This is a genomic window from Sphingobacterium alkalisoli, assembly GCF_005049105.1.
GTDB classification, from domain to species: domain Bacteria; phylum Bacteroidota; class Bacteroidia; order Sphingobacteriales; family Sphingobacteriaceae; genus Sphingobacterium; species Sphingobacterium alkalisoli.
This window is the reverse complement of record NZ_SUKA01000004.1, coordinates 429,532-455,255: the sequence shown is the minus strand read 5'-3', so window position 1 is coordinate 455,255 and position 25,724 is coordinate 429,532. Positions and strand designations below refer to the sequence as shown.

Below are 25,724 nucleotides of genomic sequence, written 5' to 3'. Positions count from 1 at the left end.
AAAGAGTAACGACGGTTAGCATACCATCTTTTTTTAATTTTCGGCTAACTTATAATTACGTCATATTTTTAGCATCACATTGAAATAATCTGTTAAAACCACGACAAGGACGATGATTATCTACAATGAGATGAATTTTACCCCTCTTTTTAGTGAATTGCCCCCTCCATTTCACTTCTTTTAGTCCCTATAATTGTAAAGTCGAAATGGTCAACTATAAATCGCTGTTGTTTCGATGTGATAAAAACTAACCAAAGAAGTTCGGGTAAGAATTAAGAAAATTATAATGTCAGATTATGGAAATATATAGAGTAGTATACAAATTTTATTAATGCATTTTCCGCTCGATCGGGTAAGTGATTTAGTAATCTTATCGTAAAACCAATTAAGTATTTTATGAAATGTTCATGTTTGCGAAAGCACAAACACACATGAATATTCCATTTGACCATTAAAAGTCAATAATATGCATATGAAAATTTATATCTTATTGCTAACATGTATGGTGGTGTATGCCTGTGGAAAAAGTAGCGCCCCGATGGGAGAAGACTCCACAGATGAGGTTCCGACTCCAGAAGAGGAAGCTGTCACTTTTACGTTCGACGCTCTTGAGCGCGTAGGTTATTTTGATGCCGGTCTCAAATTTACTGTAGTCGCTGGTCACAAGAACATCCGCTCACGCGGAGTTGTTTATAGTACAAAGGAGAATCCCACAAAGTCAGACGAAATGTCCCTCGCCGTAAGCACTACGGGAAGCGGCTCGTTTGAAGTAGGATTGGATAAATTATTGGAAGGAAAGACCTATTACGTAAGGCCATTTGCAGAAAAAACAAGTGGAACCATCTTCTATGGCGATCAGGTAACATTTGAGACCGTTAGTTACCCAAAGCCGACCGTATATTTAGATTCCCTTACTTTTCTCAATCAACAAACGTTTGAAACCTATTGGAAAATGTTCTATCCTTGGGGCACCGACCACAATGGCTCCGCACGTATGTATGAAGATCAAGTTAGTTTGGATGGTGCAGGTGTATTGAAGATAAGAGCAGATCGAACGGAAGTTTGGGAAGGATACAGTACGGCCGATCCTTGGCTACGCATTTTTTATCATTCGGGGGCTATACATGCTAAGCAGCAAATATTGGTAAACGATGAAAAGCCATATTGGGTCGTAAGCGGCGATTTTCAAGTACCCACGATGGTGGGCAGTTGGCCAGCATTCTGGATTTCTGGAGCATGGACCTGGCCTCCAGAAATAGACATCATGGAATTTAAAGGGAATAATACAAACTGGCAAAATACAGTAACCGGTCCAAATTGGCAAAATACCTCGTGGCAGACTACGAAGACCGTGGTAGAAAATGCAGGTTCGTGGCATAATTACAAGCTGATCATGTATAAGACCTCTGCAACCCATGTAGCAGCTGAACTTTATATTGATGGGCAGAAGAAAGCTACACACACCGGCGACTTTATAGGAAAGCCTTTTTGGTTAATTATTAATATGCAGATGGAAGGAGCCAGTGGTGGTCACGCCAGTGGTCCTCAATCGACGGAAATGCAAGCAAGAAATATCTATTTAGCAGCCTATGATGTAATACCTTAATATAATGAATTTTAAAAGTAAATAGAAGGATGAATTATGAAAACAATTATTAAAGAACCAAAAATGTTTATTAACCAGTATGAAAGTGATATTTAATCTACAAACATGTTTAGGTAAACGGCTATTAATGTCAGTATGTGTTATGCTGATGGCTATTAATGCTTTAGCACAAGGTGATTTAGTCCGAGTAGGAGGGATAGTGTCGGGAAGTGAAGGACCAATATCAGGCGTTACCGTTGCGATCAAGGATGGCAAAACATTGGGCATTACAAATGATAAAGGGCACTACGAATTCGAAGTGCCAAGAAATGCCGTTATTACATTTAAGCACATTGCTTACGAGGCTTTAGAAGCAAGATTGCAGGATCATCAACCGGATGGGGCTGGAGTATATGTTGTCGATATACAGCTTGATGATAAAGTTGGCGACGAATTAGATGAGGCCGTCGTGGTCGGATTTGGTACGCAAAAGAAAGCGTCATTGGTTAGTTCAATTACGTCTGTAAATCCTAAAGAGTTAAAAGGACCGACCTCCAATTTAACAACAATGATGGCTGGACGTATTTCTGGCATGATTGCTTATCAACAAAGTGGGGAACCAGGAGCTGATAATGCCGAATTTTTTATTCGTGGTTTGGGATCATTTGGCGCAGGGAAAGTTGATCCGCTTATATTAATAGACGGGGCAGAATCGACTACGAATGACTTAGCGCGTTTGCAAGCAGATGATATTGCTGCATTTTCGGTGTTGAAGGATGCAACAGCTGCCGCGGTTTATGGAGCCAGGGGTGCTAATGGGGTGATATTAGTTACAACGAAGTCTGGTACAGCAGGTAAAACCAAGTTCAGTTTCCGTGCAGAAAATAGAATGTCTTCTAATACGCGCAACTTCAAATTTGCAGATAATGTAACCTATATGACATTGGCAAATGAAGCTGCATTAACGAGGAACCCACTAGCTATACTTCCCTATTCGCAGACTAAGATTGATCGTACAGCAATGAATGAAGATCCGCTCTTGTACCCAGATAACAATTGGATTGACATGTTAATTAAAGACTTTACAGTTAATCAGGGTTATAATCTAAGTGCTAGTGGCGGTGGTGAAAGAGCCCGTTACTATGTTGCGGGTACGTATAATATTGACAATGGTGTATTAAAGGTAGATGGAAGAAACAACTTTAATAGCAACATTAAACTGAAAAACTATTCTGTACGTACTAATTTAGATATTAATTTAACGCCTACTACGGATGCGACTGTTCGTATGTATGGACAATTTGATGATTACACGGGACCGGTTGGGAGCTATGATGAGAACGGGAATCGTATACATGGGGGGAGACATATATTCGAGCGAGCAATATGGTCTAATCCAGTAATGTTTCCCGCGGTCTATCCAGCTTCTTTCTCGCCATATACCGAGCATCCTCTTTTTGGGGGGGCTGTAACCGGTTCTGGAAGTACGACTTTATTATCAAATCCTTATGCTGAGATGGTAAGAGGATATGAAGTCTATAAAACCTCAACCCTGCAACCTCAGTTAGAAATAAAACAAGATTTTGGATTTCTACTAGAGGGGCTTTCTGCCCGCGCAATGGGATATTTAAAGCGGTATTCTTATTTCAACGTGGTTCGGCAATACAATCCATTTTATTATAGCTCATATTTAAATCCGGTATCAGGAAATATCGATTTGACTGTGTTAAATGATGGGGGAGCTTCTTCTATTGGTGTGACAGGGTCGGAATACCTAAATTATTCTGAAGGGAGTAAAAATTTGGATTCACGTCTGTATATGGAAGCTGCATTAAATTATGCTAAGAGATTTGGAGACAAGCATGACGTCTCAGGGATGTTAATCACGATTCTTTCCAGCTATCAAACAGGTAATGCGGGAAGTGTACAGTCCTCGTTGGAACAACGTAATCAAGGATTATCAGGGCGTTTTACGTATGGCTATGATGATCGTTATCTAGCGGAATTTAATTTTGGTTATAATGGAACAGAGCGATTCGCTAATGGTTACCGTTTTGGATTCTTTCCTTCCTTTGGCTTAGCATATCGGATATCTAATGAGAAATTTTTTGAACCCTTATTAAACACGGTAAATGATTTAAAGCTAAGAGGTACATTTGGATGGGTCGGTAATGATCAGATTGGTCGTCGGGAAGATCGGTTTTTCTATCTGTCTGAAGTGAACCTTAATGATGGAGGCTTTGGTGCTACTTTTGGAGAAAATAATTTTTATTCACGCCCAGGAATTTCTGTATCGCGTTATGCAAATGAGCGTATTACCTGGGAAAAATCGAGACAAGTCAATTTGGGAATGGATGTGTCATTATTTAATCGATCGATTGAAATTATAATGGACGCCTTCCATCAAAGACGGTATAATATCTTAGAAGAACGTTCTTTCCTGAGTGCCACAATGGGATTGATGGGGGGGATTCCGCAAGCGAATACCGCGGAAGCAGAAAGCCGGGGGCTGGATGCATCTGTTAACTTCAACAAAACCTTATCGCCGAATTGGTGGACAACAATTCGAGGGAACTTTACATATGCTACCAGCAAGATTTTGAAGAAAGACGAACTCGAATATCCAGAGAATATGTCTTATTTGTATCGTACCGGCCACTCCGTAGCGCAGACTTTCGGGCTTATCGCAGAACGTCTATTTGTCGACGATGTAGAAGTAGCAAATTCGCCGCAGCAGTTCGGTACGTACATGGGGGGAGATATCAAATATCGGGATATGAACGGTGATGGGCAGATTACCTTGAACGACATGGTCGCTATTGGTCATCCGACTACGCCTGAAATTACCTACGGTTTTGGTGGAACTATTGGTTATAAGGATTTTGATTTAAGTTTATTTTTTCAGGGATCAGCACGCTCGTCATTCTTTATTAACGCAGAAAATATTGCTCCTTTTGTAATTAATGGTTCTGCCCAAAATGGTTTGTTAGACGTTGTAGCTGAAAGTCATTGGTCTGAAGATAATAGGGATTCCTATGCGTTATGGCCAAGATTAAGTCCACAATTTGTGCAAAATAATACCTTACGCTTCGGAAACAGTCAATATCAGTCCACTTGGTGGATGCGGAATGGAACCTTCCTGCGTTTGAAGAACGTGGAGATTGGCTATAACCTACCATCAGAAAAAATGGCTCGCTTTGGTGTCAACAGATTACGAGCCTATCTCAGTGGTTCTAATCTTTGGGTGTGGAGCAAATTCAAGATGTGGGACGTAGAGATGGGTGGACGTGGATTAGGTTATCCCGTACAGTCTGTTTATAATGTGGGCTTATTGCTGGATTTTTAGTTGTAACAATTTGAAAATAAGAAGATTCAAAAGATGAAACTTAGAAAGATAAAAAACACAATGATTACCGTCTCCATGATGACCGTAATGTTGTCTTCGCAGTCGTGTGATAGTTATTTGGACGTTGTGCCCGATAATGTATCAACGATAGAACATGCTTTTAAATTGCGGAATGAGGCAGAAAAGTACTTGTTTACATTGTATAATTATCTACCTAGAGACGGTAGTGTCAATAATTTAGGGATGTTAGCTGGTGATGAGATCTGGATACCTTATCAAACAAGTATTTACAGTGATGCATTTGAGATTGCTCGTGGCAATCAAAGCGTGTCCAATACCTATAGAAGCTCTTGGGGTGGTATGTACCAAGCCATTCGGCATTGTAATATTTTTTTGGAAAATGTAAGCGATCTTACTAAAGTGCGCGATATTACAGATATGGAGCGTAGAAGATGGATAGGGGAAGCGGAGTTTCTTAAAGCTTATTATCACTTCCTTTTGCTGCGGATGTATGGACCAGTTCCATTGATAAAAACAAATTTGGATATCGATGCTACAAAAGAGGAAGTAGCTGTACCTCGTAATTCTGTCGATGAATGCGTGGACTATATCGTGGAGTTATTAGATGCTTCGGCAGATAAATTACCACTATTAATTACAGACAGAACGTTAGAACTGGGACGATTAACGAGACCTATTGCCAAAGCCATTAAAGCTAAAGTCTTGGTTACGGCTGCTAGTCCTTTGTATAATGGTAACCCAGATTATGCAGGCTATCAAAATAAAGATGGCAAGGCTCTTTTTAATCCGACATTTGAAATAGCAAAATGGGAAAGAGCAGCTGTAGCAGCTAAGGAAGCCATTTTATTAGCCGAGGAAGCCGGGCATATTCTGTTTAAGATGCCTCCTACATCATTTTCCTTGTCCGATACGACAATACTTCAGTTGGACCTTAGACAAGCTGTTTGTGAGCGATGGAATTCAGAACATATCTGGGCCAATCCGAATAGTACAACAGCAGATCTACAATTGCAAGCGATGCCGCCACTGCATTTAGATCACAATCATAATAATGCGAGAAAGATCCTATCACCTCCTTTAAAGATAGCAAGACAATTCTATACACGAAATGGGGTGCCAATTAATGAAGATAAAACACTTTCTTTTACAGATGATGCGCAATTACGTAGAGCTACACATCAGGAGCGGTTCTATATTGAAGAAGGTTTTGAGACCGCTAGATTGCACTTTGATCGAGAACCTCGTTTTTATTCCAGCTTAGCTTTCGACGGATCTACGTGGTACAAATATGATAGTCCCAGTAATTCTGATGAAAACACCTTTATTGTGCGAAGTAAAAGAACAGATTATGCAGGAAGTACACATGCCTTTCACTTTAATGTGACAGGATATTTTATTAAAAAATTAGTAGATTGGAATCAGTCCATGAGTTCATCGGGAGCATCATACCGTACCTACCCTTGGCCGCAGATTAGATTAGCGGATTTATATTTATTATATACTGAGGCCGTGAACGAAGCTTACGGGCCAGACCATGCGGACGCATTTATATACATCGATAAAGTTCGTGAACGTGCAGGACTAAAAAGTGTAGAAGAGTCTTGGACAGATTACTCTAGTAATCCTTCTAAGTTTACTTCAAAAGATGGATTAAGAGAAATCATAAGACAAGAACGCTTGATTGAACTAGCGTTTGAAGGGCATCGCTTTTGGGACATAAGACGCTGGAAGAAAGCGGCTGAATATATGAATGCGGCTATTACGGGATGGAATATGCAGGGCGAAGATGCAATATCTTATTATCAAATTAATACCGTTTACCAACAACGTTTCATTACACCAAGGGATTATTTCTGGCCATTATCTGAGAATGCGGTGATACAAAATAAAAACCTGGTACAATCTCCAGGATGGTAATATTAATAAATAAAAGTTATGAAAAATATATATAAACTACTTTTAGTGGGCTTTCTATCCGGAATTCTCTGGGGTTGCGGAGAGGACGGACTCCGTTCGCCTTTGGAGGGTAATGGAACTGCCCCCGATCCGGTAACCAATATACATGTGGAAAATTTAGCGGGAAAGGCAAAAATCACCTATACGGTGCCTGAACAACAAGATCTTTTATATGTTAAGGCCGTCTATACACTGGCGACTGGTCGAAAAATGGAGGTGAAATCTTCATATTATAATAATTGGCTCCTTGTCGAAGGATTTGCGGATGAAGGTGAGTACGAAGTACAGCTGTTCGCTGTGAATCGGAGTGAGACTGCTTCCGAGCCTGTACTAGTGAAAATACATCCTTTAGAGTCACCAATCTGGGACGTATTTCGAAACTTGGAAGTCAGTCCGGCATTTAGCGGCGTTAGACTACGGACAGATAATCCTGAACGAAGCGATATTGCGATACAGGTGATGCAATTGGATGAGTACGGAGAGTGGGTTACCCATCCAAACAGTTTGTATACCTCTACGGACTCCATTGCATACATTTTACGTGATGCCAAGTTAGATACAGTTGATCAGACGTTCGCTTTCACCATACGCGACCGTTGGCTTAACTATACGGATACCCTATATACCAATTTAAAACCTCTTTATGAAGCTGCTCTGCCAAAATCAAGCTATGTCGGTATGAATTTGCCTGGGGATGCACCGTTTAATCCTTCTACGTCCATGAGCGGCATGTGGGATAATAATATTATGGATTGGCCGAGAGTTTACCAAACTCGGAATGCTCATCCCGGAGTACATATCATCACGTTTGATATAGGACGGATAGCTAAGCTAAGTCGGATGGTAATATGGGATTATCCCGAATATTATACTAGTGGGGGGTTTGCCCGTACCTATTATTATTTGGGTAACCTTAAGGAATTTGAAATATGGGGGTCAGATAATCCTCCAGTGGATGGTAGTTTCAATAATTGGCATCTTTTAGGAAAGTACAATGCAACGAAACCCTCAGGGTTGCCGTTTGGACAGCAAAATAATGAGGATTACCAAACAGCCAATGCAGGGCTTAGTTGGGATTTTGAAGTTACCGCTCCAAAAGTGAGGTATTTACGCATTCGGAGTACAAAAAACTGGGGAGGCACTTCCTATATGGGTATAGCCGAAGTACAGGTGTATGGCGACCCTCGATAATGAAAAATTGATAACAGAATAAGAAAGATATTATGAATGTTTTGAAAAAAAGCAACAGAATTACAAAGTTCGTGTTTTTGTTGCTATTGATCCTAGGATCAATAGGATGTTCCAAGATGGACGATTGGAAAAAATACGTGGAAGAGGGCGAAATATCTTACACAGGTAAACTGGACTCTCTTCGCATCTATTCTGGAAAGAATCGGGTGAAAATTGAAGGTCTATTTATTTCTGACCCCAAGGTCATTGAGTGTCGTGTTTTTTGGAACGGTCGAAAGGACTCTGTGTCCATACCTGTTAACAGGACACAAAATACAGATACATTACGTTTGATGCTGGAAAATATGACCGAAAATGTGCACAATTTTGAAGTAGTCACCTTTGACACGGAAGGAAATAAGTCAATCACTGTATACGGTATTGGAAATGTTTACGGTGAGCGTTATCAGCAATCCATCTTCAACAGGCCGATCGCAAATAATAGTTTAAAAGCTTATGACAACACCTTTACGGCTACATTTGGAAATGTAGATCGCACGCTGGGAATATTTGCGACGGAAATTAGATATGTAGATACGGAAGGAGTAAATCAAACTATAAGGCTAGATATTGATGATAAGGACGTTGCACTTACGAATGTGAAAATTGATGAATCGATGTCTTTTAGAAGCCTTTATCTACCGGATACCTTGTGTTTGGATACATTTTATACTGCCTATACTGATTTTAATCCCTCATTGACCTATTACCGAAATTTAGGATATCCATTCACTGCTACAAATATTTCCGGTCGCTGGGGTGTTTTGCAAGATTGGACGTCTAATGCCTCTGCTAACGCCATAAGTGGTAGAGGTAGTTGGGATAACAATACCGGCGTAGGCGTGCTTTCGGCAGAGGCTGGTTGGGGAACCCCCAATATAAACAACGGCAAGATATATCAAGCAACCACCTTACCCGCGGGAAAATATAAGGTTGATATCGAATTTCGGAGAAACAACGTTACGGCGAACGTCGACGCCACAAATAATTTAGTATATTTTGTCGTCACTAATAATGGTAGCATCCCGAATGTCGCAGATGTATTATCTTCTGATAAATTGGGCTACTACAATTTGGCATGGATCAATGACGCGTACCGAGTTGTCTCATTCGAATTTGATAATCCTGTTACACAGGAGGTAACTATAGGATACGTAGCTAATCTAATGAGCTCCAGTAACCAATATTTTAACGTGCGGGGAATGTCAGTTTCCCTAGTAGAATAGTCATATTTAAATTAAAGCTGTCTAGAGAAATCTAGACAGCTCTTTTACCAAAGATAAAGTTATGATTAAATACATATGCTATCTCCTTTTGTTCTTGTTTGGATGTGGAAAATCTCCGGTAAATCCACCCGAACAACCCGAAAAGGAAGAACCAGTCGTTCTGGTTCCTACTCTTTCCGCTGCCATAGCCGGAAAAGTTACTACCACAAAGGCCTTATTGAAAACTAAGATTGAGCATACTGGAGGAGCTTCTATTACCGAACGTGGAATCTGTTGGGCTACTCATAATGAGCCTACTGTTGATGATTTTAAAGCCTCACCAAGTACCGTATCTGGTTCTGGGGAATTTGAAGTTGAACTGACTAATCTGATAGGTGGAAAAAAATACTATGCTAGAGCTTACGCATCCAACTCTGCCGGCAGAGCTTATGGTAATGCCCTGGAATTTACTACCGAAAGCTATGAAGATGCAAAGCTCTCAGCGACCTCCGTTATCTTCTACAAGCTAAATAGTATGCAAGCTTCAGCAGCCATCGAGACAGATGGTGGTGCAGATGTCTTAGAAGCAGGAATCTGTTTCGCCGAAACGCAAAATCCGACTATTGATAACCAAGTAGCAAAGGCTGCCAGCATTACCAACGGAGCATTTAAGGTAGATGTTACAAATTTAGGTTTGGGCAAGACTTTTTATGCGAAATCGTACGTCAAGACGGCGAAAGGAATTTTCTACGGTAGTCAAGCCTCTTTTCAAACATTCACCAAGGGGAAAATAACGGTTAAATATCATAATCAAGCCAATATCCCGGCTGAAGTTTTTACTCGTTTGAAAGCAATGGCCGATCAAGGGGTGAAGCTATTAGAAGAACATACAAGTATTGTCAAAACCGTAACCATTGAGTACAATACAGGCGTTGCTACGGCAGACGCGAGTTTCACTGGATGGATGCGTTGGGGCTCGAACGCGTCGTATCAAAGAGCTGGAACATTTCTGCATGAGTTTTCTCATGCTATAGGATCGGGCACAACGAGTTATTGGACGGCTACACTGCTTAAAAATGGACTTTATACAGGAGCAAGCGCTAATTTAGCCCTACAGAAAGCAACCAATGATCCAGCAACCTACCTAAGAGGAGATGGACAACATTGGTGGCCCTACGGTATTAATGGTGCCCATGAAGATACGGGTAAGGAATCAGACTATATCGTTACGACCCTTATTTTAGAGGGATTTAAGAGAGATGGTATTCCTGTCCAATAATAGAATGGTCAGATTAGAAAATGTTAGCGTTTAACTTAATTGTAACGAAGATGTAGCAGGGTTAAGCACCAAATATCTAAATACCCGACCTTTTAGACGAATTTGTCCCTCTTTTCGAATCAATTGTGCAAATATTTTTGTGATGGGTACTGTATGGATCCTTTTAATCAACGCTTGAACAAATTTTTTATGAATCCAATTTTGCTTTTTTTCTTCTTACTTCTAGTTCAGCACGCGAATGCACAACATGATATTGAAACGTATAAACTCGTATGGTCAGACGAGTTTAATAGCGGAAAAGTAGACTCCCAAAATTGGTCCTTCGAAGAGGGTTTTAAACGCAACAATGAAGACCAATGGTATCAGCAGGAAAATGCCTATTGCAAGGATGGAGTGCTGATTATCGAAGCCCGTCAAGAAACAACGCCCAACCCCACTTTTAAGAAAGGAAGCAACCATTGGGCAGAGTCACGTCCAAATATCCAATATACTTCCTCATCGATAAATACCCAAGGTAAGCACAGTTGGAAATATGGACGCTTTGAGATGAGGGCCCGCATTCCTATTGGGTCTGGATTATGGCCAGCATTTTGGACATTAGGTGTCGATAAAGAGTGGCCTTCCAATGGTGAGATAGACATCATGGAATACTACAAAGGCAATATACTGGCAAATATCGCAACAGGTACAGCCAAACAATGGAACGCCGAATGGCACAGCACCACGAAATCTGTTAAAGAGCTTGGAGGACAAGCATGGGCGGCACAGTTTCACGTATGGCGCATGGATTGGGATGAAAGGGAAATTTCGTTGTATCTAGACGGCCAATTGCTGAATCGTGTACCCCTGCAGCGATTGGTAAATAAAGACGGAAGCGGTTTCAATCCTTTCCAACAGCCGCATTACATCTTGTTGAACTTTGCACTGGGGGGTATCAACGGCGGAAAAATCGATGAGAGTTTGCTGCCAGCAAAATATGAAATCGACTATGTGCGTGTTTATCAAAAAAATACTGCGGCACAGCCGCGCAGTTCACAGTTTACACCTGGTGATCGCTGGCTTGATCAAAATGGTGCCCATATCAACGCCCATGGAGGGGGGATTATACATCATGACGGTACCTACTATTGGTATGGCGAGAAGAGAGGCGGGCGTGAATCCCAGGGGGTTAACGTGTATTCATCCAAAGACCTTTACAATTGGGAATTCCAAGGTTTAGCACTCTCACCAGCGTCTGACCCAAACAGCCCAATTAGCTGGGGATGTATAATCGAGCGTCCTAAAGTAATCTTCAACGAAAAGACCAAGAAATTTGTTATGTTTTTTCATTTGGAGCTGAAAGGCCAAGGCTATGCTGCTGCCCAAGTTGGTATTGCAGTGTCTGATTCGCCAACTGGGAATTTTACGTTTTTGGAATCTTCCCGGGTCAATGCCGGGGTATGGCCGTTGAATATGACCAAAGGCCAACGGGAGTCGAATGTCAGTCCCCGCGATCATGGTACCTGGTGGACACCAGAATGGCGGAAAGCCGTTGAAGAGGGATTATTTGTGCGAAGGGATTTCGTAGGTGGTCAGATGTGTCGCGATATGACCTTATTCGTCGATGACGACGGCACCGCTTACCATATTTATTCTTCAGAAGAAAATCTTACACTACATATCGCCGAACTAACCGATGATTATTTAGGCTATACCGGTAAATATATCCGCATCGCACCGGGGGGACATAATGAGGCTCCTACGCTCTTGAAAAAAGACGGTAAATATTATATGATTACCTCCGGCTGTACAGGGTGGGATCCCAATGCGGCACGTCTGCTGATTGCGGATGATATGTTGGGAGACTGGGCATTGTTACCTAATCCTTGTGTGGGAAAGGATGCACATCTGACATTTCGCGGACAGGGAACACATTTACTACCTGTACATGGTAAGAAAGATGCCTTTATTTTTATGGCAGATCGTTGGAAGCCGCGTAATTTAATTGATAGCCGGTATCTCTGGCTTCCCGTTACCTTCAGCGGTACACAATTGAGCCTTCACTGGAAGGAAGAGTGGGATTTAAGCGTTTTCGATTAGAACTATTATAATATGAAGTTTCTCCATAAAAGTACCTTTTCCTTACTGTTATTCGGCTTAGGTATTCAAGTTGCGGTTGCACAGTCCAGCGTAACATTATCCAATGACGGGCGTGTGGAAAATATAAAACAATCCGACGACCGCAAAGGAATTCCATGGCTTGACGAGACTATCGTCGAGCAAAATCGGCTGCCAATGCGGAGCGACTATATTGTTTATGCAGATAAAGAAGAAGCCACACAAGGCGATTGGAGGAAATCTTCTTTTTATCAGAGTCTCAATGGTTCGTGGAAATTTAAATGGGTAGAAGCACCTGCGGATCTCCCGGCCAATTTTGAGGCCGCTGATTATGATGATAGTCAATGGCCTACGTTCCAGGTCCCCGGAAATTGGGAAATGAACGGATATGGATTTCGGATGTACACGACTTCGGGGTTTGAATTTCGGTATCTGTTAGATGGAGGCCGTGCCAATCCCCCCATCATACCCATGCATTTCAATCCTACCGCAGTGTATAGAAGAGAGGTGGTTATTGATGATAACTGGGATGGAAAGCATGTTATTCTTCACATAGGAGCTGCCAAATCTAATTTATCGGTTTGGGTAAATGGGCGTTATGTCGGTTACGGTGAAGATAGTAAATTACCTTCCGAGTTTGATGTGACCCCGTTTCTGAAGAAAGGTAAAAATAGCATCGTCCTGAAGATTATGCGTTGGGGCGTAGCAAATTACTTAGAAGATCAGGATATGTGGCGTCTTAGTGGAATTACACGAGATTGCTATCTGATCGCACGGCATCCACAATATATCTATGATGTGGATATCTCGCCTCTATTAGATAATACGTTTTCGAAAGGCGCATTACATACCACGCTCAGTTTAAACGAATCTGCTGAAACAAAGCTAACCGCCGAGATCGAACTAAAAAGGGGCGGCGAAACTATCCAGCGAGATCGGGTTTCATTTGAGGGGGAACAATCCGTTAAATCGGTGATCCAAGTCGGAAGTCCTGCCTTGTGGTCGGCGGAGACGCCGCATTTGTACGAGGTCATCACCACGCTGAAGAATGAGAAAGGGGACATCTTAGAGATCATACCCCAGCGGATCGGCTTTCGAAAAATTGAAATTAAAGGGGGACAGTTTTTGGTCAATGGTCAACCTATATTGATTAAAGGGATCAATAGACATGAGACAGATCCGTTGACCGGACATGTGATCTCCAAACAGGCCATGCTGAAAGATGTGCAGTTGATGAAGCAGTTTAACATCAATTCGGTTCGCACCAGCCATTACCCCAATTCCGAGTACTGGTTGGAACTATGTGACGAATACGGTCTATATGTGATCGACGAAGCAAATATCGAATCGCATGGTATGGGCTACGATCTCTCGTATACCATGGCCAATCGCCCTACCTGGGAAGAATCGCACGTTTCACGTGTGATGCGTTTGATCGAGCGTGACAAAAATCATGCGAGTGTGGTTATCTGGAGTATGGGCAACGAAGCGGGCAACGGTTACAATTTTTACAGAAGTTACGTGAAAATGAAGGAGCGCGATACAACACGACCTGTACAATACGAGCGGGCCGTTAACAATTATGGTGAATTGCGCTTTGACTGGAATACAGATTTAAATGTACCGATGTATGCAAGCCCAGATGCAATGAAAAGCTATGCAAAACGCAACCCTACACCCGAGAAACCTTTCATACAGTGCGAATACGCGCATGCCATGGGAAACTCCTTAGGAAGCTTCAAAGACTACTGGGATATTATCCGTGATAATAAAGGTGTTTTTCAAGGAGGGTATATCTGGGATTTTGTCGATCAATGTTTTATTGAAATAAATGAAAAGGGCGATACGGTGTATACCTACGGCGGCGACTACGAACCAAAAGAAGCGATAACGGGATGGAACTATGCGTCAAAAGGAATCTTTTATGCCAATCGTACACCCTATCCGCATGCCTGGGAAATGAAGAAAGTCTATCAAGACGTCCATACCACTTTAATCGGTAACGATACACTTGCCATCTACAATGAGAAGTTTTTTACCGATCTGTCCAATATCAGCATGGAGTGGGAGATTATTTTAGATGGTAAAAAAGTACAAAATGGTATGTTCGATCATATTTCTGTCGGACCACAGGAAACAGTTCGGGTGCCAATACAGTATAAGCCTCTGGCGGCAGGAGAAGCATTCTTAAACGTCACATATAAACTAAAAGAGGCCGAGCCATTGCTCGCTGCAGAACATATTATTGCGACAGAACAATTATCCTTGGGAGGGAGCTACACGCCATTTACAACTTTAGATAGGCAAGCAGGAATAGTAACTTTCCAGGATGATCTGGGAATACATGTCCAAAGTAAGGATCTAGATATGGTATTTGACAAACAGACGGGCTGGTTAACGAAATACGTTTATAAAGGTACATCGTTTGCTGATGAAAATTATGCCTTGAAAGCTAATTTTTGGCGAGCACCTAATGATAATGATTTTGGGGCTAAAACACCGGAAAAATTAAAAGCGTGGAAAGAAGTTACGAACCACACCATATTAAAAAATATCAGGTACGAAGTGATAAATAATCTAGCGTATGTAACAGCAGCTTACGAACTTCCGCAAGTATACGCCACATTGGAGATGAAATATATTATCAATAGTCAGGGAGAAATAAGTATTACGCAGATGTTGAAGGCCAGTGCCGAACAAAAGGTTGATGTTCTTCCTCGGTTTGGTATGCAGTTGATTCTACCCGGAGGGTTCGAACAGGTGGAATATTATGGCAGAGGGCCACATGAAAACTATAGCGATAGAAATTTCGGTTCGCCCGTAGGTCTTTACAGGCAGACGGTCGACGATCAATATTTTCCGTATGTCATGCCCAATGAAACAGGGAATAAGACCGATGTTCGTTGGTGGAAGCTGATGAATAAAAAAGGTAAGGGATTGTTGGTGACCTCGGATACCCTGTTGAGCATGAGCGCACTGCATTACTTTGATAGCGACCTCGACGATGGTTCAAAACGCGCCCAAAGACATGCTGCTGACTTGGTACGGAGAGAACAGACACAGTTAAATATTGATCTCAAACAGATGGGCGTTGGTGGGGTGAACAGTTGGGGAGCTTGGCCATTAAAAGATTACCTGCTTCCCTACCAAGACTATTCCTTTTCATTTGTAATTAGACCTATATAATCCCGTCGTATCTAGCTATTCGGTGCGTATTGATGAGTATGTAGACTACAATAGACGGGTTTGTATATGTTAATCCGAGGAGAAAGTTTTAATTTTAGGGTTGTAAATAAGCCTAACTGAAAATAAGAATCTATAATGAATAATTATACATATATGAAACTAACAACACTTTATGCGCTTTTTATGGTGCTTGTTACGCCTATGGCGTTACTCGCTCAACCTGGGTTTGGAAAAGCCGAAAAAATAAACAATGATTGGGCGTTCCGATTGGGCGATATCGAAGATGGAGCCAAGATTGATTTGGATTTACGTGGGTGGAAAAAAGTAGTCCTGCCACATGACTGGACTGTAAAACAGACCTTGAGTCCGTCGCTAGCAAGTGCGACGGGTTATTTGCCCGGAGGGATCGGTTGGTATCGCAAGCAGTTCGATGTATCTGCAGATAAACAGGGAGAGAAAATCTACTTATACTTCGAAGGGGTATACAACAGGAGTGAGGTTTTCGTGAATGGACAGTCGTTAGGAAAACGTCCAAATGGATATATCTCTTTTATGTACGACGCAACACCCTACATCAAATTTGGTGGCGAGAATGTGATCGCTGTACGTGTCGATCATAGTCAAGATGCAGATTCGCGCTGGTATACCGGTTCAGGTATATACCGGGATGTATGGATGGTAACCGCCAATTCTGTTCATATCGATCAGTGGGGTGTGTATGCCTACCCGAGCGTTGATGGCAATAAGTCAAAACTCCATGTTCAGGTCGATTTAAAAAATGAACTTGCCGTTTCAGCCACGGTATCCATAGCCAATGAACTCGTTGACCCTAATGGGAAGACTGTTGCTAAAAAAACGACGAAGTACGTTATTGCTCCGGGAAAGCAGCAGGAGGCCAAGTTGTCTTTTGATGTTAAAAATGCACAGCTATGGAGCTTGAAAAATCCGCAGCTGTATACGTTGAAGACCAGTGTATTGCAAGACGGAAAACGCATTGATGCGTCGGAGGTAAAAACAGGTTTTAGAACCTACACCTTTGATGCGAATAAGGGATTTGCATTAAATGGCGAGTGGATGAAAGTCAAAGGTGTCTGTTTGCATCATGATGCTGGCGTCTTAGGGGCAGAGGTTTATCCGGAAGTGTGGAGGCGCCGTTTGTTAACGTTAAAATCGTTGGGTGTAAACGCTATTCGTACCAGCCACAATCCGCAAGCAAGCAGTTTATACGAGTTGTGCGATGAACTGGGCCTTCTTGTTATGAATGAAGCTTTTGATGAGTGGGAATTTCCCAAACGTAAATGGCTACAGGGATGGAATTATGGTACCCCCGGGTTCCAGGGGACCTATGATTTTTTTGAAGAGTGGGGAGAGCGTGATCTGGCAGATATGGTAAAAAGAGACCGAAACCATATTTCGATATTTGCATGGAGTATAGGTAACGAGGTCGATTATCCGAATGATCCGTATTCGCATCCGGTATTAGCAGGTAGTAAAGAAGGAGGTTTTACCCAACCTATTTTTGGTGGCTATAAAAAAGATGCCCCAGATGCCATGCGGTTAGGTGATATCGCAAAGCGCCTCGTCGCTGTTGTCAAAAAGTATGACACGAGTAGACCGGTTACGGCCGGATTAGCTGGCGTTGCCATGTCAAATGAAACGGCCTATCCCGCGGCTTTGGATATTGCCGGTTATAACTACACCGAGAGCCGTTACGGGAGCGATCATGAGCGCTATCCGCAGCGTGTTATTTTCGGAAGCGAAAATAGACATGATTTCGGTGCTTGGAAGGCCGTGAAAGATAATGAACATATCTTCGGGCAGTTCCTGTGGACCGGGATCGATTACTTAGGCGAATCCGGAAGATGGCCTTCCAGAGGATTTTATTCCGGACTTCTCGACTTTGGAGGCTTCATTAAGCCGAGGGGGTATTTTCGTCAATCGCTATGGTCTGATGTACCCATGGCATACCTAGGTACCTACCCTTTGCAGGGAGGTGGTGCCGCGACAGACGTCTGGTCGGTATTGGAAGCCGATCAAGGACAGAAAAAGGATCAAGCTCCCTCAATGGATGCCTGGCCAATTTGGAACTACCAAGATGGACAAGAAATTCGTGTAGTTTGCTACACCAATGCTGCGCAAGCTCGATTAGAATTGAACGGTCAAGTCGTCGGTGAAATAAAACCATATAATCAGAAAGATGGAATTATCCATTGGGATATTCCTTACAAGGTGGGCAAATTGGAAGTCGTTGGTCTTGATGCACAAAATAAGGAAGTTTCACGTTATCATATCCAGTCCAGCAAACGCCCCCATGCACTTCAACTGATTAGCCCGGTCGCGTCGGTAAAGAAAACGGACGATGTTGTACAAGTGGAGCTACAAGTAGTCGATGAGGATGGCGTGCCTGTGCTGTTGTCCGACGAAGAGATTGTCTGTCAGATTTCCGGCCCCGCACGTTTATTGGGCATGGAAGCAGGAAATAATTCGGATATGACCGATTATACCGATAACCGTCAACGTGTTTTCCATGGGAAGATTATCAATTACATAAAAGTTCGGGGTAATGCCGGAGAAAAAGTATCTTTACGTTTTACTTCCACGTGGTTAACTCCTGTTGAAGTAGATTTTACGATTGAATAACGAACAGTAAACCATATGATCATCCGAACGGTTCTTCTTCTCTTTGTCGTTGCCGGCCTACAAGCTTGCGCTGTGAAAAAAAATGGTACGTTGATGCAGTCCGACAAACACGATGTACTTGAAGTCATAAATCGCGTAAACAAGCATTGGCAAAGCCAGCATAAACCCGAACAATGGCCTTTTTGGGATGTTGCAGCTTATCATACCGGCAATATGGAAGCCTATGCCCTGACCAAAGAACCCGATTTTTTAGCCTATAGCCTTGCTTGGGCCGAACACAATGAATGGAAAGGTGCGAAGTCGGACAAGAAGTCAGAGTGGAAATACAGCTATGGAGAAAAAGATCAATACGTTCTCTTCGGCGATTGGCAGATTTGCTTCCAGACCTACATCGATTTATATAATTTGGATCCCGATCCGATTCGTATACAGCGGGCACGTGAAGTAATGGAATACCAAATGAGCACAGTACAGACCGATTATTGGTGGTGGGCCGATGGTCTTTACATGGTCATGCCCGTTATGACCAAGCTGTATGCTGTTACCAAGGATGAGCAATATCTAGATAAACTCTACACGTATTTCAGCTATGCAGACAGTTTAATGTTTGATAGCGAAGCACATCTCTATTACCGGGACGGAAAATATATTTACCCAAAGCATAAGAGCGTACACGGGAAAAAGGACTTTTGGGCGCGCGGAGATGGGTGGGTACTTGCTGGACTGGCAAAAGTATTGGCAGATTTGCCAAAGAGCTACTCGCACCGCGCATTCTTTGAACAGCGTTTCGTTCAGCTCGCTAAAGCCGTTGCGGCCTGCCAGCAGGACGACGGATACTGGACCAGAAGTCTGCTCGATCCTGCGCACGCTCCGGGACCGGAAACCAGTGGAACTGCCTTTTTTACCTATGGTATGCTCTGGGGGATCAATAATGGGTATCTGGACAAGGATGAATTTATTCCTGTCGTGAAAAAATCGTGGCAGTACCTACGTCACACAGCGCTGCAGGCCGACGGATCAGTAGGATATGTGCAGCCCATAGGCGAAAAGGCCATTCCCGGTCAGGTAGTGGATAAGCGCTCCACCTCCAATTTCGGAGTAGGCGCATATTTATTGGCTAGTGCGGAATTATACCGCTTTTTAAGTAAGTAGCATGAAGAAAATTAGTTTATTTTTTATCTCAATTTGTCTTTTAAACTTTGCATTTGCACAAAAGGGTAAAGCTAAACGAGAACCTTCCGCGGTTTCAGATCGTGTTTTCTGGCTTCAGGAGATGGACAAAATGGTTAAACCTACGCTGTACAGCTTAGCGCAGGATAGTTTGCGCATCGTAATGCCTAAAGTAACCTCAAAGAACGTAGACAATAGAGAGCACCGTATAGCTGTTCAATATTTGGAAGTGTTGGGACGTGTACTCTGCGGGGTAGCTCCTTGGTTGCAGTTGGAAGGTGGCGACGCGTATGAAGTGCAGCTGAGAGAACAATATAGAAAATGGACGATTCAAGGACTAGAAAATGCACTAGATAGTACGGCAAATGATTTTATGCGCTTTGATCTGGGTGGGCAGCAACTGGTGGATGCCTCCTTCCTGGCGGTAGCGATCGTGCGGGCGCCTTGGATCTGGGGAAATCTAAGTGCAGAAGCAAAAAAGCATTTGGTAGAATCCATCAAAACCACACGGCGCTTTCGACCTGTATTCTCCAATTGGTTGTTGTTCTCTGCAATGAACGAGGCTTTCTTGGCCAAGTTTGATGGTACCTGGGATGTCATGCGGGTCGATTACGCGTTGAGACAGTTAGAACAATGGTATGTAGGCGATGGAATGTACATGGATGGTACACACTACGCCTATGATTACTATAATAGTTATGTGATACATCCTTATCTGTCTGCCATTGCCGATGTCATAGGCGAAAAAACGGGTGATTACCGGGATATGTTTGAAAAAATAAAAAAGAGAAATCAGCGTTATGCCATTATACAGGAAAGATTGATCAACATGGACGGTACCTATCCAGCCTCGGGCCGTTCGGTGATTTATCGTGGCGCTGCGTTTCATCACCTTGCAGATATGGCATTGAAAAGACGGCTGCCTGAAGCGTTGAAACCTGCGCAGGTTCGCGGCGCATTAACTGCGGTGCTAAAGAAGACGACAGAAAGTCCGACAACGTACAAAGATGGATGGCTGACAATCGGCTTGTATGGCGAACAGTGGGGATTGGGGGATTTTTACAATAATCAAGGGAGTCCCTATATCGCTACAAACATCTTTTTGCCATTAGGACTGCCCGAAACGGATGAATTTTGGACAGGCCCTTCGTTGCCCTGGAGTTCGCAGCTCATCTGGACAGGTAGTCAAGATGCAAAGAAAGATTATGGGGTGGATTTAAGGTAATTGTACACCGAAAACGAAATGCTTACACCATTTCTTCGGCAAACTTGTCCTGTATTTCCAATAATACTTCTTCGATTTCAGCAAGCGTTTGCAAGGTAACCAACTGCATCCGGTATTCTTTAAAATTAGGAATGCCTTTAAAATAATTGGCGTAGTGTCTACGCATTTCAAAGATCCCAACCTTATCTCCCTTCCATTCGATGGATTTGGTAAGATGTGTACGGCATACTTCGACGCGTTCGGCGATGGTTGGTCCTTCCAATCTTTCGCCTGTATTGAAAAAATGTTTGACTTCCCGAAAAATCCAGGGGTACCCTATAGATGCCCTGCCGATCATAATACCGTCAACTTCATACTCCTGACGCCATGCTGCGGCTTTTTCTACAGAATCAATATCGCCATTGCCAAAAATAGGGATATGAATACGGGGATTGCGCTTCACGTCACGGATCATTGACCAGTCTGCCTGTCCTTTATACATTTGGGCACGTGTACGGCCGTGTATGGATAAAGCCTTGATACCGATATCCTGTAAACGCTCCGCCACTTCGTAGATGTTTTTGGTGCTATCATCCCATCCTAGACGCGTCTTTACCGTTACAGGTAGGTGGGTAGCCTCTACGACGGCTTTGGTCATCGCCACCATCTTATCAATATCCTGTAATAAACTAGCGCCCGCTCCTCGGCACGCAACGTTCTTCACAGGGCAGCCATAGTTAATGTCTATTAAATCCGGGTTCGCTTGTGAACAGATCTCGGCAGATTGACGCATGTGTTCAATGTCGGATCCGAAAATCTGAATGCCTATCGGGCGCTCGTATTCGAAAATATCGAGTTTCTGTCTAGATTTAGCCGCATCCCGAATTAATCCCTCCGACGAAATAAACTCCGTATACATCATATCGACGCCACTTTTTTTGCATACGTAACGAAATGGTGGGTCACTTACATCTTCCATCGGAGCCAGCAGGAGTGGAAACGCACCTAAATCAATATTTTCGCCAATTTTTATAGACATGATGCAAAATTAGGCAACTTGCCGTTTATATGCAAGTTGTTTACATGCGTCTCTTCTGCGGAAAAGAATAGATGAACCTGAAAGTATTTCGATGAAGATGGGATAAAAAGAGTCATTTTTGTTAAACGGCTAATAAATTAGAGTTTTTTTTGGTTTTTTTTTAATTTTTATTTGTTTATTTAAAAATTATTCTAAATTTGCATTGCAATGACAAAAACTAAAACATATCAATTATGGTGGTGGCCTGAAGCGAATAGCGTCGGGAGCAATCTTTTTGGTATATAGATAAGAATTTCAGAATCAACCAAAACCATTGAAAACTAAGCCCGACAAAATTTGTCGGGCTTTTTTCTTTCACGTTCATAAGAGTTGGTGTTACGATGGATCATGAAAGTTTTATATTATTGAGTAATTATTAGAATATGGCTTATATATTTAACACAAATTATAGAAAGATACTAGCAGATACGACCACACCTGTAAGTATTTATTTGCGCTTAAGAGATTCTTTTCCAAATAGCCTTTTATTGGAGAGCTCGGAATACCATAGTAGGGATAACAATATCAGTTATATCTGTTGCCAGCCTATTGCAGGAATTAAGCTGGAGAAGGAAACATTAGAGATTACCTACCCCAACAAAGAAAAGATCAAAAAGAATTCTGCCGAGATCATACTCCGGGACGAGGTTTCTAACTTCCGGAAATCTTTTGATTCGAACCATTTGGCGGATGTGAATGTAATATCTAACGGGCTCTTTGGCTATTTTACGTTCGATGCCGTAGCACATTTTGAAGATATTAGCTTAACGACCGCAGTGGATGAAAGACGAGATATCCCATATCTTCAGTATCACATATACAAGTATGTCATTGCCATCGATCATTTTCGAAATCAACTGTATATTTTCGAAAACCTATTGGAAGATGAAGAGTCCGATCTCGATCGCATGGAATACCTGATCCAGAATAAGAACTTTCCTGAGTATTCTTTCAAGTTAAGAGGAGAAGAAGAGTCTAATATGTCGGATGTAGATTTCAAAAATTTGGTATTAAGGATGAAAGAACATATTCAGCGTGGCGATGTGTTTCAGATCGTACCATCTAGGGGATTTAGCACGGCATTCCATGGAGACGAATTTAATGTGTACCGCGCCTTACGTTCTGTAAACCCATCCCCGTACCTGTTTTATTTTGACTACGGCGATTTTAAGTTGTTCGGGTCCTCTCCCGAGGCGCAGCTGACGATAAAAAAATCGGAAGCAACGATTTATCCTATTGCTGGTACGTTCAAGCGGACAGGCGATATGGAGCAGGACGAGAAAATAGCCGAAGAATTAAAGAATGATCCGAAAGAGTCTGCAGAACATGTGATGTTGGTAGACCTGGCCCGCAATGACCTCAGCAGACATTGTACAAATGTTAAGGTCAAATCGTATAAAGAAGCACAGTATTACTCCCATATTATTCATTTGGTATCCAAAGTTTCGGGAAAACTTAACACCGACGCGAATCCCTTCGACGTGGTGGGAGATACCTATCCAGCAGGTACGTTGTCCGGTGCTCCGAAGCACATGGCACTTACACTGATCGATCGGTATGAAGGGCAGCAACGTTCTTTTTATTCCGGCGCGCTAGGGTATATGGGATTCAACGGAGATTTCAATCATGCGATTATGATTCGATCTTTCCTTAGTAAGCATAATTTGTTGCACTACCAAGCGGGGGCGGGTATCGTATTGGATTCAGATCCCGAAAAAGAGCTACAGGAAGTAAATAATAAAATTGCTGCGTTGCGCAGTGCGTTAAAAATAGCCGAAACGATATGATCAGGCCCTTAGAATATTGTCAAAACGGCGACCACATCGCTCAATCGATAGACACGATAGATTACCGTATTTTAGAGTTGATAGCCCTACGTAAGGCTTATGTGGACAAAGCGACTCATTTTGAGTCTGTGCTGCCAGAAGCGGATGCCCGCGATCAAGTTGAAAAAATGCTACAGCTCAGATACAACTGGGCGGCGCAATTGATATTAGATAAAGAGACTGTACATACGGTCTTTCAATCGATCATTAATCATTTTAAGAATAAAGAATTAGAACTATTACATGAACAATAAGATATTAGTCATCGATAACTATGACTCCTTCACCTATAATTTAGTTCATCTCTTACAAGAGTTGGAGCAAGACTATGTAGTCGTGCGCAACGATAAGTTCGAATTAAAAGATGTGGAAGCGTACGATAAGATTTTGTTGTCGCCCGGCCCTGGGATTCCGGAAGAGGCGGGGCTTCTGCTGGATGTCATCCGTATGTATTCATCCACGAAACGTATTTTGGGTATCTGTCTCGGTCAGCAAGCTATAGCCGAAGTATTTGGCGGCAAGCTTTTCAACATGCCAAAGCCATTGCATGGCGTAGCAACGGATATCATCGTGACCGATGATAGTGAAAAATTATTTCGGGATTTTCCACGTGACTCAAAGATCGGTCGTTACCATTCCTGGGCAGTAGAAAAAGAGAGCTTACCTGCATCGCTTAAGATTACTGCACTCGATCCCAATGGGATTATTATGGCGCTATCGCATACAGAATACGATGTCAGGGGGATGCAATTTCATCCAGAATCGATCTTGACGGATAATGGTAAATTGTTAATTGCTAACTGGTTGAAGTAGCTTCTTGGAAGCTCTAAATTTATTTATACTTTAGGAGGAGGCGTTTAAAAGTATTCTTGAAGTGCGTCATCGAAACGTAGTGACGAAGCAATCTTACGAGTGCCCCCTTCTCATAATCAATTAAAAAATGACTGTTTTAGATAAAATTGTAGCAAAAAAGAAAGTAGAAGTTGCTTCTGCAAAAGCGACTGTTTCTTTATCGGAATTAGAAAAGTATCCGCTCTTTGGTCGGAAGTGCTACTCGCTCAATGAATCGGTATTACGGGCCGACCGTAGGGGAATCATTGCCGAATACAAGCGGGCTTCTCCTTCCAAAGGCATCATCAATGCGGTATCTTCGGTTCAAGAAGTTGTAAGGGGCTACCAAGATGCCGGGGCATCTGCCGTTTCGGTCTTAACAGATCCTGATTTTTTTCAGGGAAGCTTAGCAGATCTGACAGCTGCCCGCGAAGTATTGACTATTCCCTTATTGCGAAAGGAGTTTGTAGTAGATCCGTATCAGATCACCGAAGCGAAGGCCTATGGGGCCGATATCATTCTGTTGATAGCAGCCTGCCTCACCTCGGAAGAGATCAGCAATTTCTCTTCTTATGCGAAATCGCTGGGTTTGAGTGTACTGCTGGAAGTACATAATGAAGAGGAACTAAACCGGAGTATCTTTGATACGATAGATGCTATTGGAGTCAATAACAGAAACCTGAAGGATTTTTCGGTGTCTTTAGATCATTCCTATGATCTGGTTAACAAGATCCCCGATCGTTTTGTAAAAGTTTCCGAGAGTGGTATTTCTGATCCGCTCACCATCCGAGAATTAAAACAAATCGGTTTCCAGGCGTTTTTGATCGGCGAGAACTTTATGAAGACAGATAATCCTGCGGAGGCTATTAAGGAATTTGTAAAGGAGTTGTAGTGTTTAAGTTTAAAATAAGGTTTAAATTAATCAAATTTCTTTTGTCCTCGCCGCCGGACAGGGCTCTTTCTTTTTTATAAAAAGAAACAAAACCGGAACGATGTGGAGCTCACCGAAGGTAAAATCGTCGCTGGAATCATTTGGCTGTACGGACAGTGCTTCCTACTACTATTGCCAA

16 protein-coding genes are annotated in these 25,724 nt (G+C 42.5%); 15 read left to right on the top strand and 1 reads right to left on the bottom strand.

Going from position 1 to position 25,724, the window contains the following annotated elements; genetic code table 11:
* Positions 1–466: 466 nt before the first annotated feature.
* The 11 genes from FAZ19_RS15015 to FAZ19_RS14965 all read left to right on the top strand — a co-directional run bounded on the left by FAZ19_RS15015 (position 467) and on the right by FAZ19_RS14965 (position 20,940).
* Positions 467–1,606, top strand: coding sequence for a LamG domain-containing protein (locus FAZ19_RS15015; RefSeq protein WP_169305664.1), 1,140 nt, complete (start codon positions 467–469; stop codon positions 1,604–1,606).
* 127 nt (positions 1,607–1,733) lie between these two features.
* Positions 1,734–4,931 (top strand): SusC/RagA family TonB-linked outer membrane protein, encoded by a 3,198-nt coding sequence (locus FAZ19_RS15010; RefSeq protein ID WP_211245512.1) that lies wholly within the window; start codon positions 1,734–1,736, stop codon positions 4,929–4,931.
* 33 nt (positions 4,932–4,964) lie between these two features.
* Entirely contained in the window at positions 4,965–6,869 is a 1,905-nt protein-coding gene (locus FAZ19_RS15005) for a RagB/SusD family nutrient uptake outer membrane protein (RefSeq protein ID WP_229707573.1), read from the top strand.
* A gap of 18 nt (positions 6,870–6,887) precedes the next feature.
* Entirely contained in the window at positions 6,888–8,099 is a 1,212-nt protein-coding gene (locus tag FAZ19_RS15000) for a DUF5000 domain-containing lipoprotein (RefSeq protein WP_136821562.1), read from the top strand.
* 116 nt (positions 8,100–8,215) lie between these two features.
* The gene (locus FAZ19_RS14995; RefSeq protein WP_169305663.1) at positions 8,216–9,364 is read left to right on the top strand and encodes a DUF4998 domain-containing protein; all 1,149 of its coding nucleotides are present in this window, start codon (positions 8,216–8,218) and stop codon (positions 9,362–9,364) included.
* A gap of 61 nt (positions 9,365–9,425) precedes the next feature.
* A complete protein-coding gene (locus tag FAZ19_RS14990; protein ID WP_136821560.1) occupies positions 9,426–10,622 on the top strand; it encodes a hypothetical protein in 1,197 nt (398 codons plus the stop codon).
* A 189-nt stretch (positions 10,623–10,811) separates the two neighbouring features.
* Positions 10,812–12,701, top strand: a complete 1,890-nt coding sequence (locus FAZ19_RS14985) for a family 43 glycosylhydrolase (RefSeq protein WP_136821559.1) — start codon at positions 10,812–10,814, stop codon at positions 12,699–12,701.
* Positions 12,702–12,713: 12 nt separating this feature from the next.
* Positions 12,714–15,905 (top strand): glycoside hydrolase family 2 TIM barrel-domain containing protein, encoded by a 3,192-nt coding sequence (locus FAZ19_RS14980; RefSeq protein ID WP_136821558.1) that lies wholly within the window; start codon positions 12,714–12,716, stop codon positions 15,903–15,905.
* 153 nt (positions 15,906–16,058) lie between these two features.
* Positions 16,059–18,545 carry a sugar-binding domain-containing protein gene (locus FAZ19_RS14975; RefSeq protein ID WP_136821557.1) on the top strand — a complete coding sequence of 829 codons (2,487 nt, stop codon included), beginning with the start codon at positions 16,059–16,061 and terminating at the stop codon, positions 18,543–18,545.
* 15 nt (positions 18,546–18,560) lie between these two features.
* Positions 18,561–19,697 (top strand): glycoside hydrolase family 88/105 protein, encoded by a 1,137-nt coding sequence (locus tag FAZ19_RS14970; protein WP_136821556.1) that lies wholly within the window; start codon positions 18,561–18,563, stop codon positions 19,695–19,697.
* A 1-nt stretch (position 19,698) separates the two neighbouring features.
* On the top strand, positions 19,699–20,940 hold the full coding sequence (locus tag FAZ19_RS14965; protein WP_136821555.1) for a DUF2264 domain-containing protein: 1,242 nt from the start codon (positions 19,699–19,701) through the stop codon (positions 20,938–20,940).
* Positions 20,941–20,962: 22 nt separating this feature from the next.
* Here the strand turns inward: FAZ19_RS14965 and dusB are convergent, their stop codons facing one another.
* Positions 20,963–21,958, bottom strand: coding sequence for a tRNA dihydrouridine synthase DusB (gene dusB / locus FAZ19_RS14960; RefSeq protein ID WP_136821554.1), 996 nt, complete (start codon positions 21,956–21,958; stop codon positions 20,963–20,965).
* A gap of 422 nt (positions 21,959–22,380) precedes the next feature.
* Between dusB and FAZ19_RS14955 the strand changes: the two genes are divergently transcribed.
* The 4 genes from FAZ19_RS14955 (at position 22,381) to trpC (ending at position 25,546) form a co-directional block, all read left to right on the top strand.
* Positions 22,381–23,784 carry an anthranilate synthase component I family protein gene (locus FAZ19_RS14955; protein ID WP_136821553.1) on the top strand — a complete coding sequence of 468 codons (1,404 nt, stop codon included), beginning with the start codon at positions 22,381–22,383 and terminating at the stop codon, positions 23,782–23,784.
* Positions 23,781–24,077: a chorismate mutase gene (locus FAZ19_RS14950; RefSeq protein ID WP_136821552.1), complete on the top strand. Its 297-nt coding sequence runs from the start codon at positions 23,781–23,783 to the stop codon at positions 24,075–24,077. Before FAZ19_RS14955 ends, FAZ19_RS14950 begins: the two co-directional genes overlap by 4 nt.
* Complete coding sequence (locus FAZ19_RS14945; protein ID WP_136821551.1) at positions 24,067–24,636, top strand: anthranilate synthase component II; 570 nt, start codon at positions 24,067–24,069, stop codon at positions 24,634–24,636. The genes FAZ19_RS14950 and FAZ19_RS14945 overlap by 11 nt, the downstream gene beginning before the upstream one ends.
* Before the next feature lie 127 nt (positions 24,637–24,763).
* Positions 24,764–25,546: an indole-3-glycerol phosphate synthase TrpC gene (gene trpC / locus FAZ19_RS14940; RefSeq protein ID WP_136821550.1), complete on the top strand. Its 783-nt coding sequence runs from the start codon at positions 24,764–24,766 to the stop codon at positions 25,544–25,546.
* Positions 25,547–25,724 lie beyond the last annotated feature (178 nt).

Excerpts from the sequence above, each read along its gene's own strand:
- FAZ19_RS15015 (WP_169305664.1), top strand. The coding sequence starts at position 467 with ATGCATATGAAAATTTATATCTTATTGCTAACATGTATGGTGGTGTAT.
- FAZ19_RS15010 (WP_211245512.1), top strand. The coding sequence starts at position 1,734 with ATGTCAGTATGTGTTATGCTGATGGCTATTAATGCTTTAGCACAAGGT.
- FAZ19_RS15005 (WP_229707573.1), top strand. The coding sequence starts at position 4,965 with ATGAAACTTAGAAAGATAAAAAACACAATGATTACCGTCTCCATGATG.
- FAZ19_RS15000 (WP_136821562.1), top strand. The coding sequence starts at position 6,888 with ATGAAAAATATATATAAACTACTTTTAGTGGGCTTTCTATCCGGAATT.
- FAZ19_RS14995 (WP_169305663.1), top strand. The coding sequence starts at position 8,216 with ATGGACGATTGGAAAAAATACGTGGAAGAGGGCGAAATATCTTACACA.
- FAZ19_RS14990 (WP_136821560.1), top strand. The coding sequence starts at position 9,426 with ATGATTAAATACATATGCTATCTCCTTTTGTTCTTGTTTGGATGTGGA.
- FAZ19_RS14985 (WP_136821559.1), top strand. The coding sequence starts at position 10,812 with ATGAATCCAATTTTGCTTTTTTTCTTCTTACTTCTAGTTCAGCACGCG.
- FAZ19_RS14980 (WP_136821558.1), top strand. The coding sequence starts at position 12,714 with ATGAAGTTTCTCCATAAAAGTACCTTTTCCTTACTGTTATTCGGCTTA.
- FAZ19_RS14975 (WP_136821557.1), top strand. The coding sequence starts at position 16,059 with ATGAAACTAACAACACTTTATGCGCTTTTTATGGTGCTTGTTACGCCT.
- FAZ19_RS14970 (WP_136821556.1), top strand. The coding sequence starts at position 18,561 with ATGATCATCCGAACGGTTCTTCTTCTCTTTGTCGTTGCCGGCCTACAA.
- FAZ19_RS14965 (WP_136821555.1), top strand. The coding sequence starts at position 19,699 with ATGAAGAAAATTAGTTTATTTTTTATCTCAATTTGTCTTTTAAACTTT.
- dusB (WP_136821554.1), bottom strand. The coding sequence starts at position 21,958 with ATGTCTATAAAAATTGGCGAAAATATTGATTTAGGTGCGTTTCCACTC.
- FAZ19_RS14955 (WP_136821553.1), top strand. The coding sequence starts at position 22,381 with ATGGCTTATATATTTAACACAAATTATAGAAAGATACTAGCAGATACG.
- FAZ19_RS14950 (WP_136821552.1), top strand. The coding sequence starts at position 23,781 with ATGATCAGGCCCTTAGAATATTGTCAAAACGGCGACCACATCGCTCAA.
- FAZ19_RS14945 (WP_136821551.1), top strand. The coding sequence starts at position 24,067 with ATGAACAATAAGATATTAGTCATCGATAACTATGACTCCTTCACCTAT.
- trpC (WP_136821550.1), top strand. The coding sequence starts at position 24,764 with ATGACTGTTTTAGATAAAATTGTAGCAAAAAAGAAAGTAGAAGTTGCT.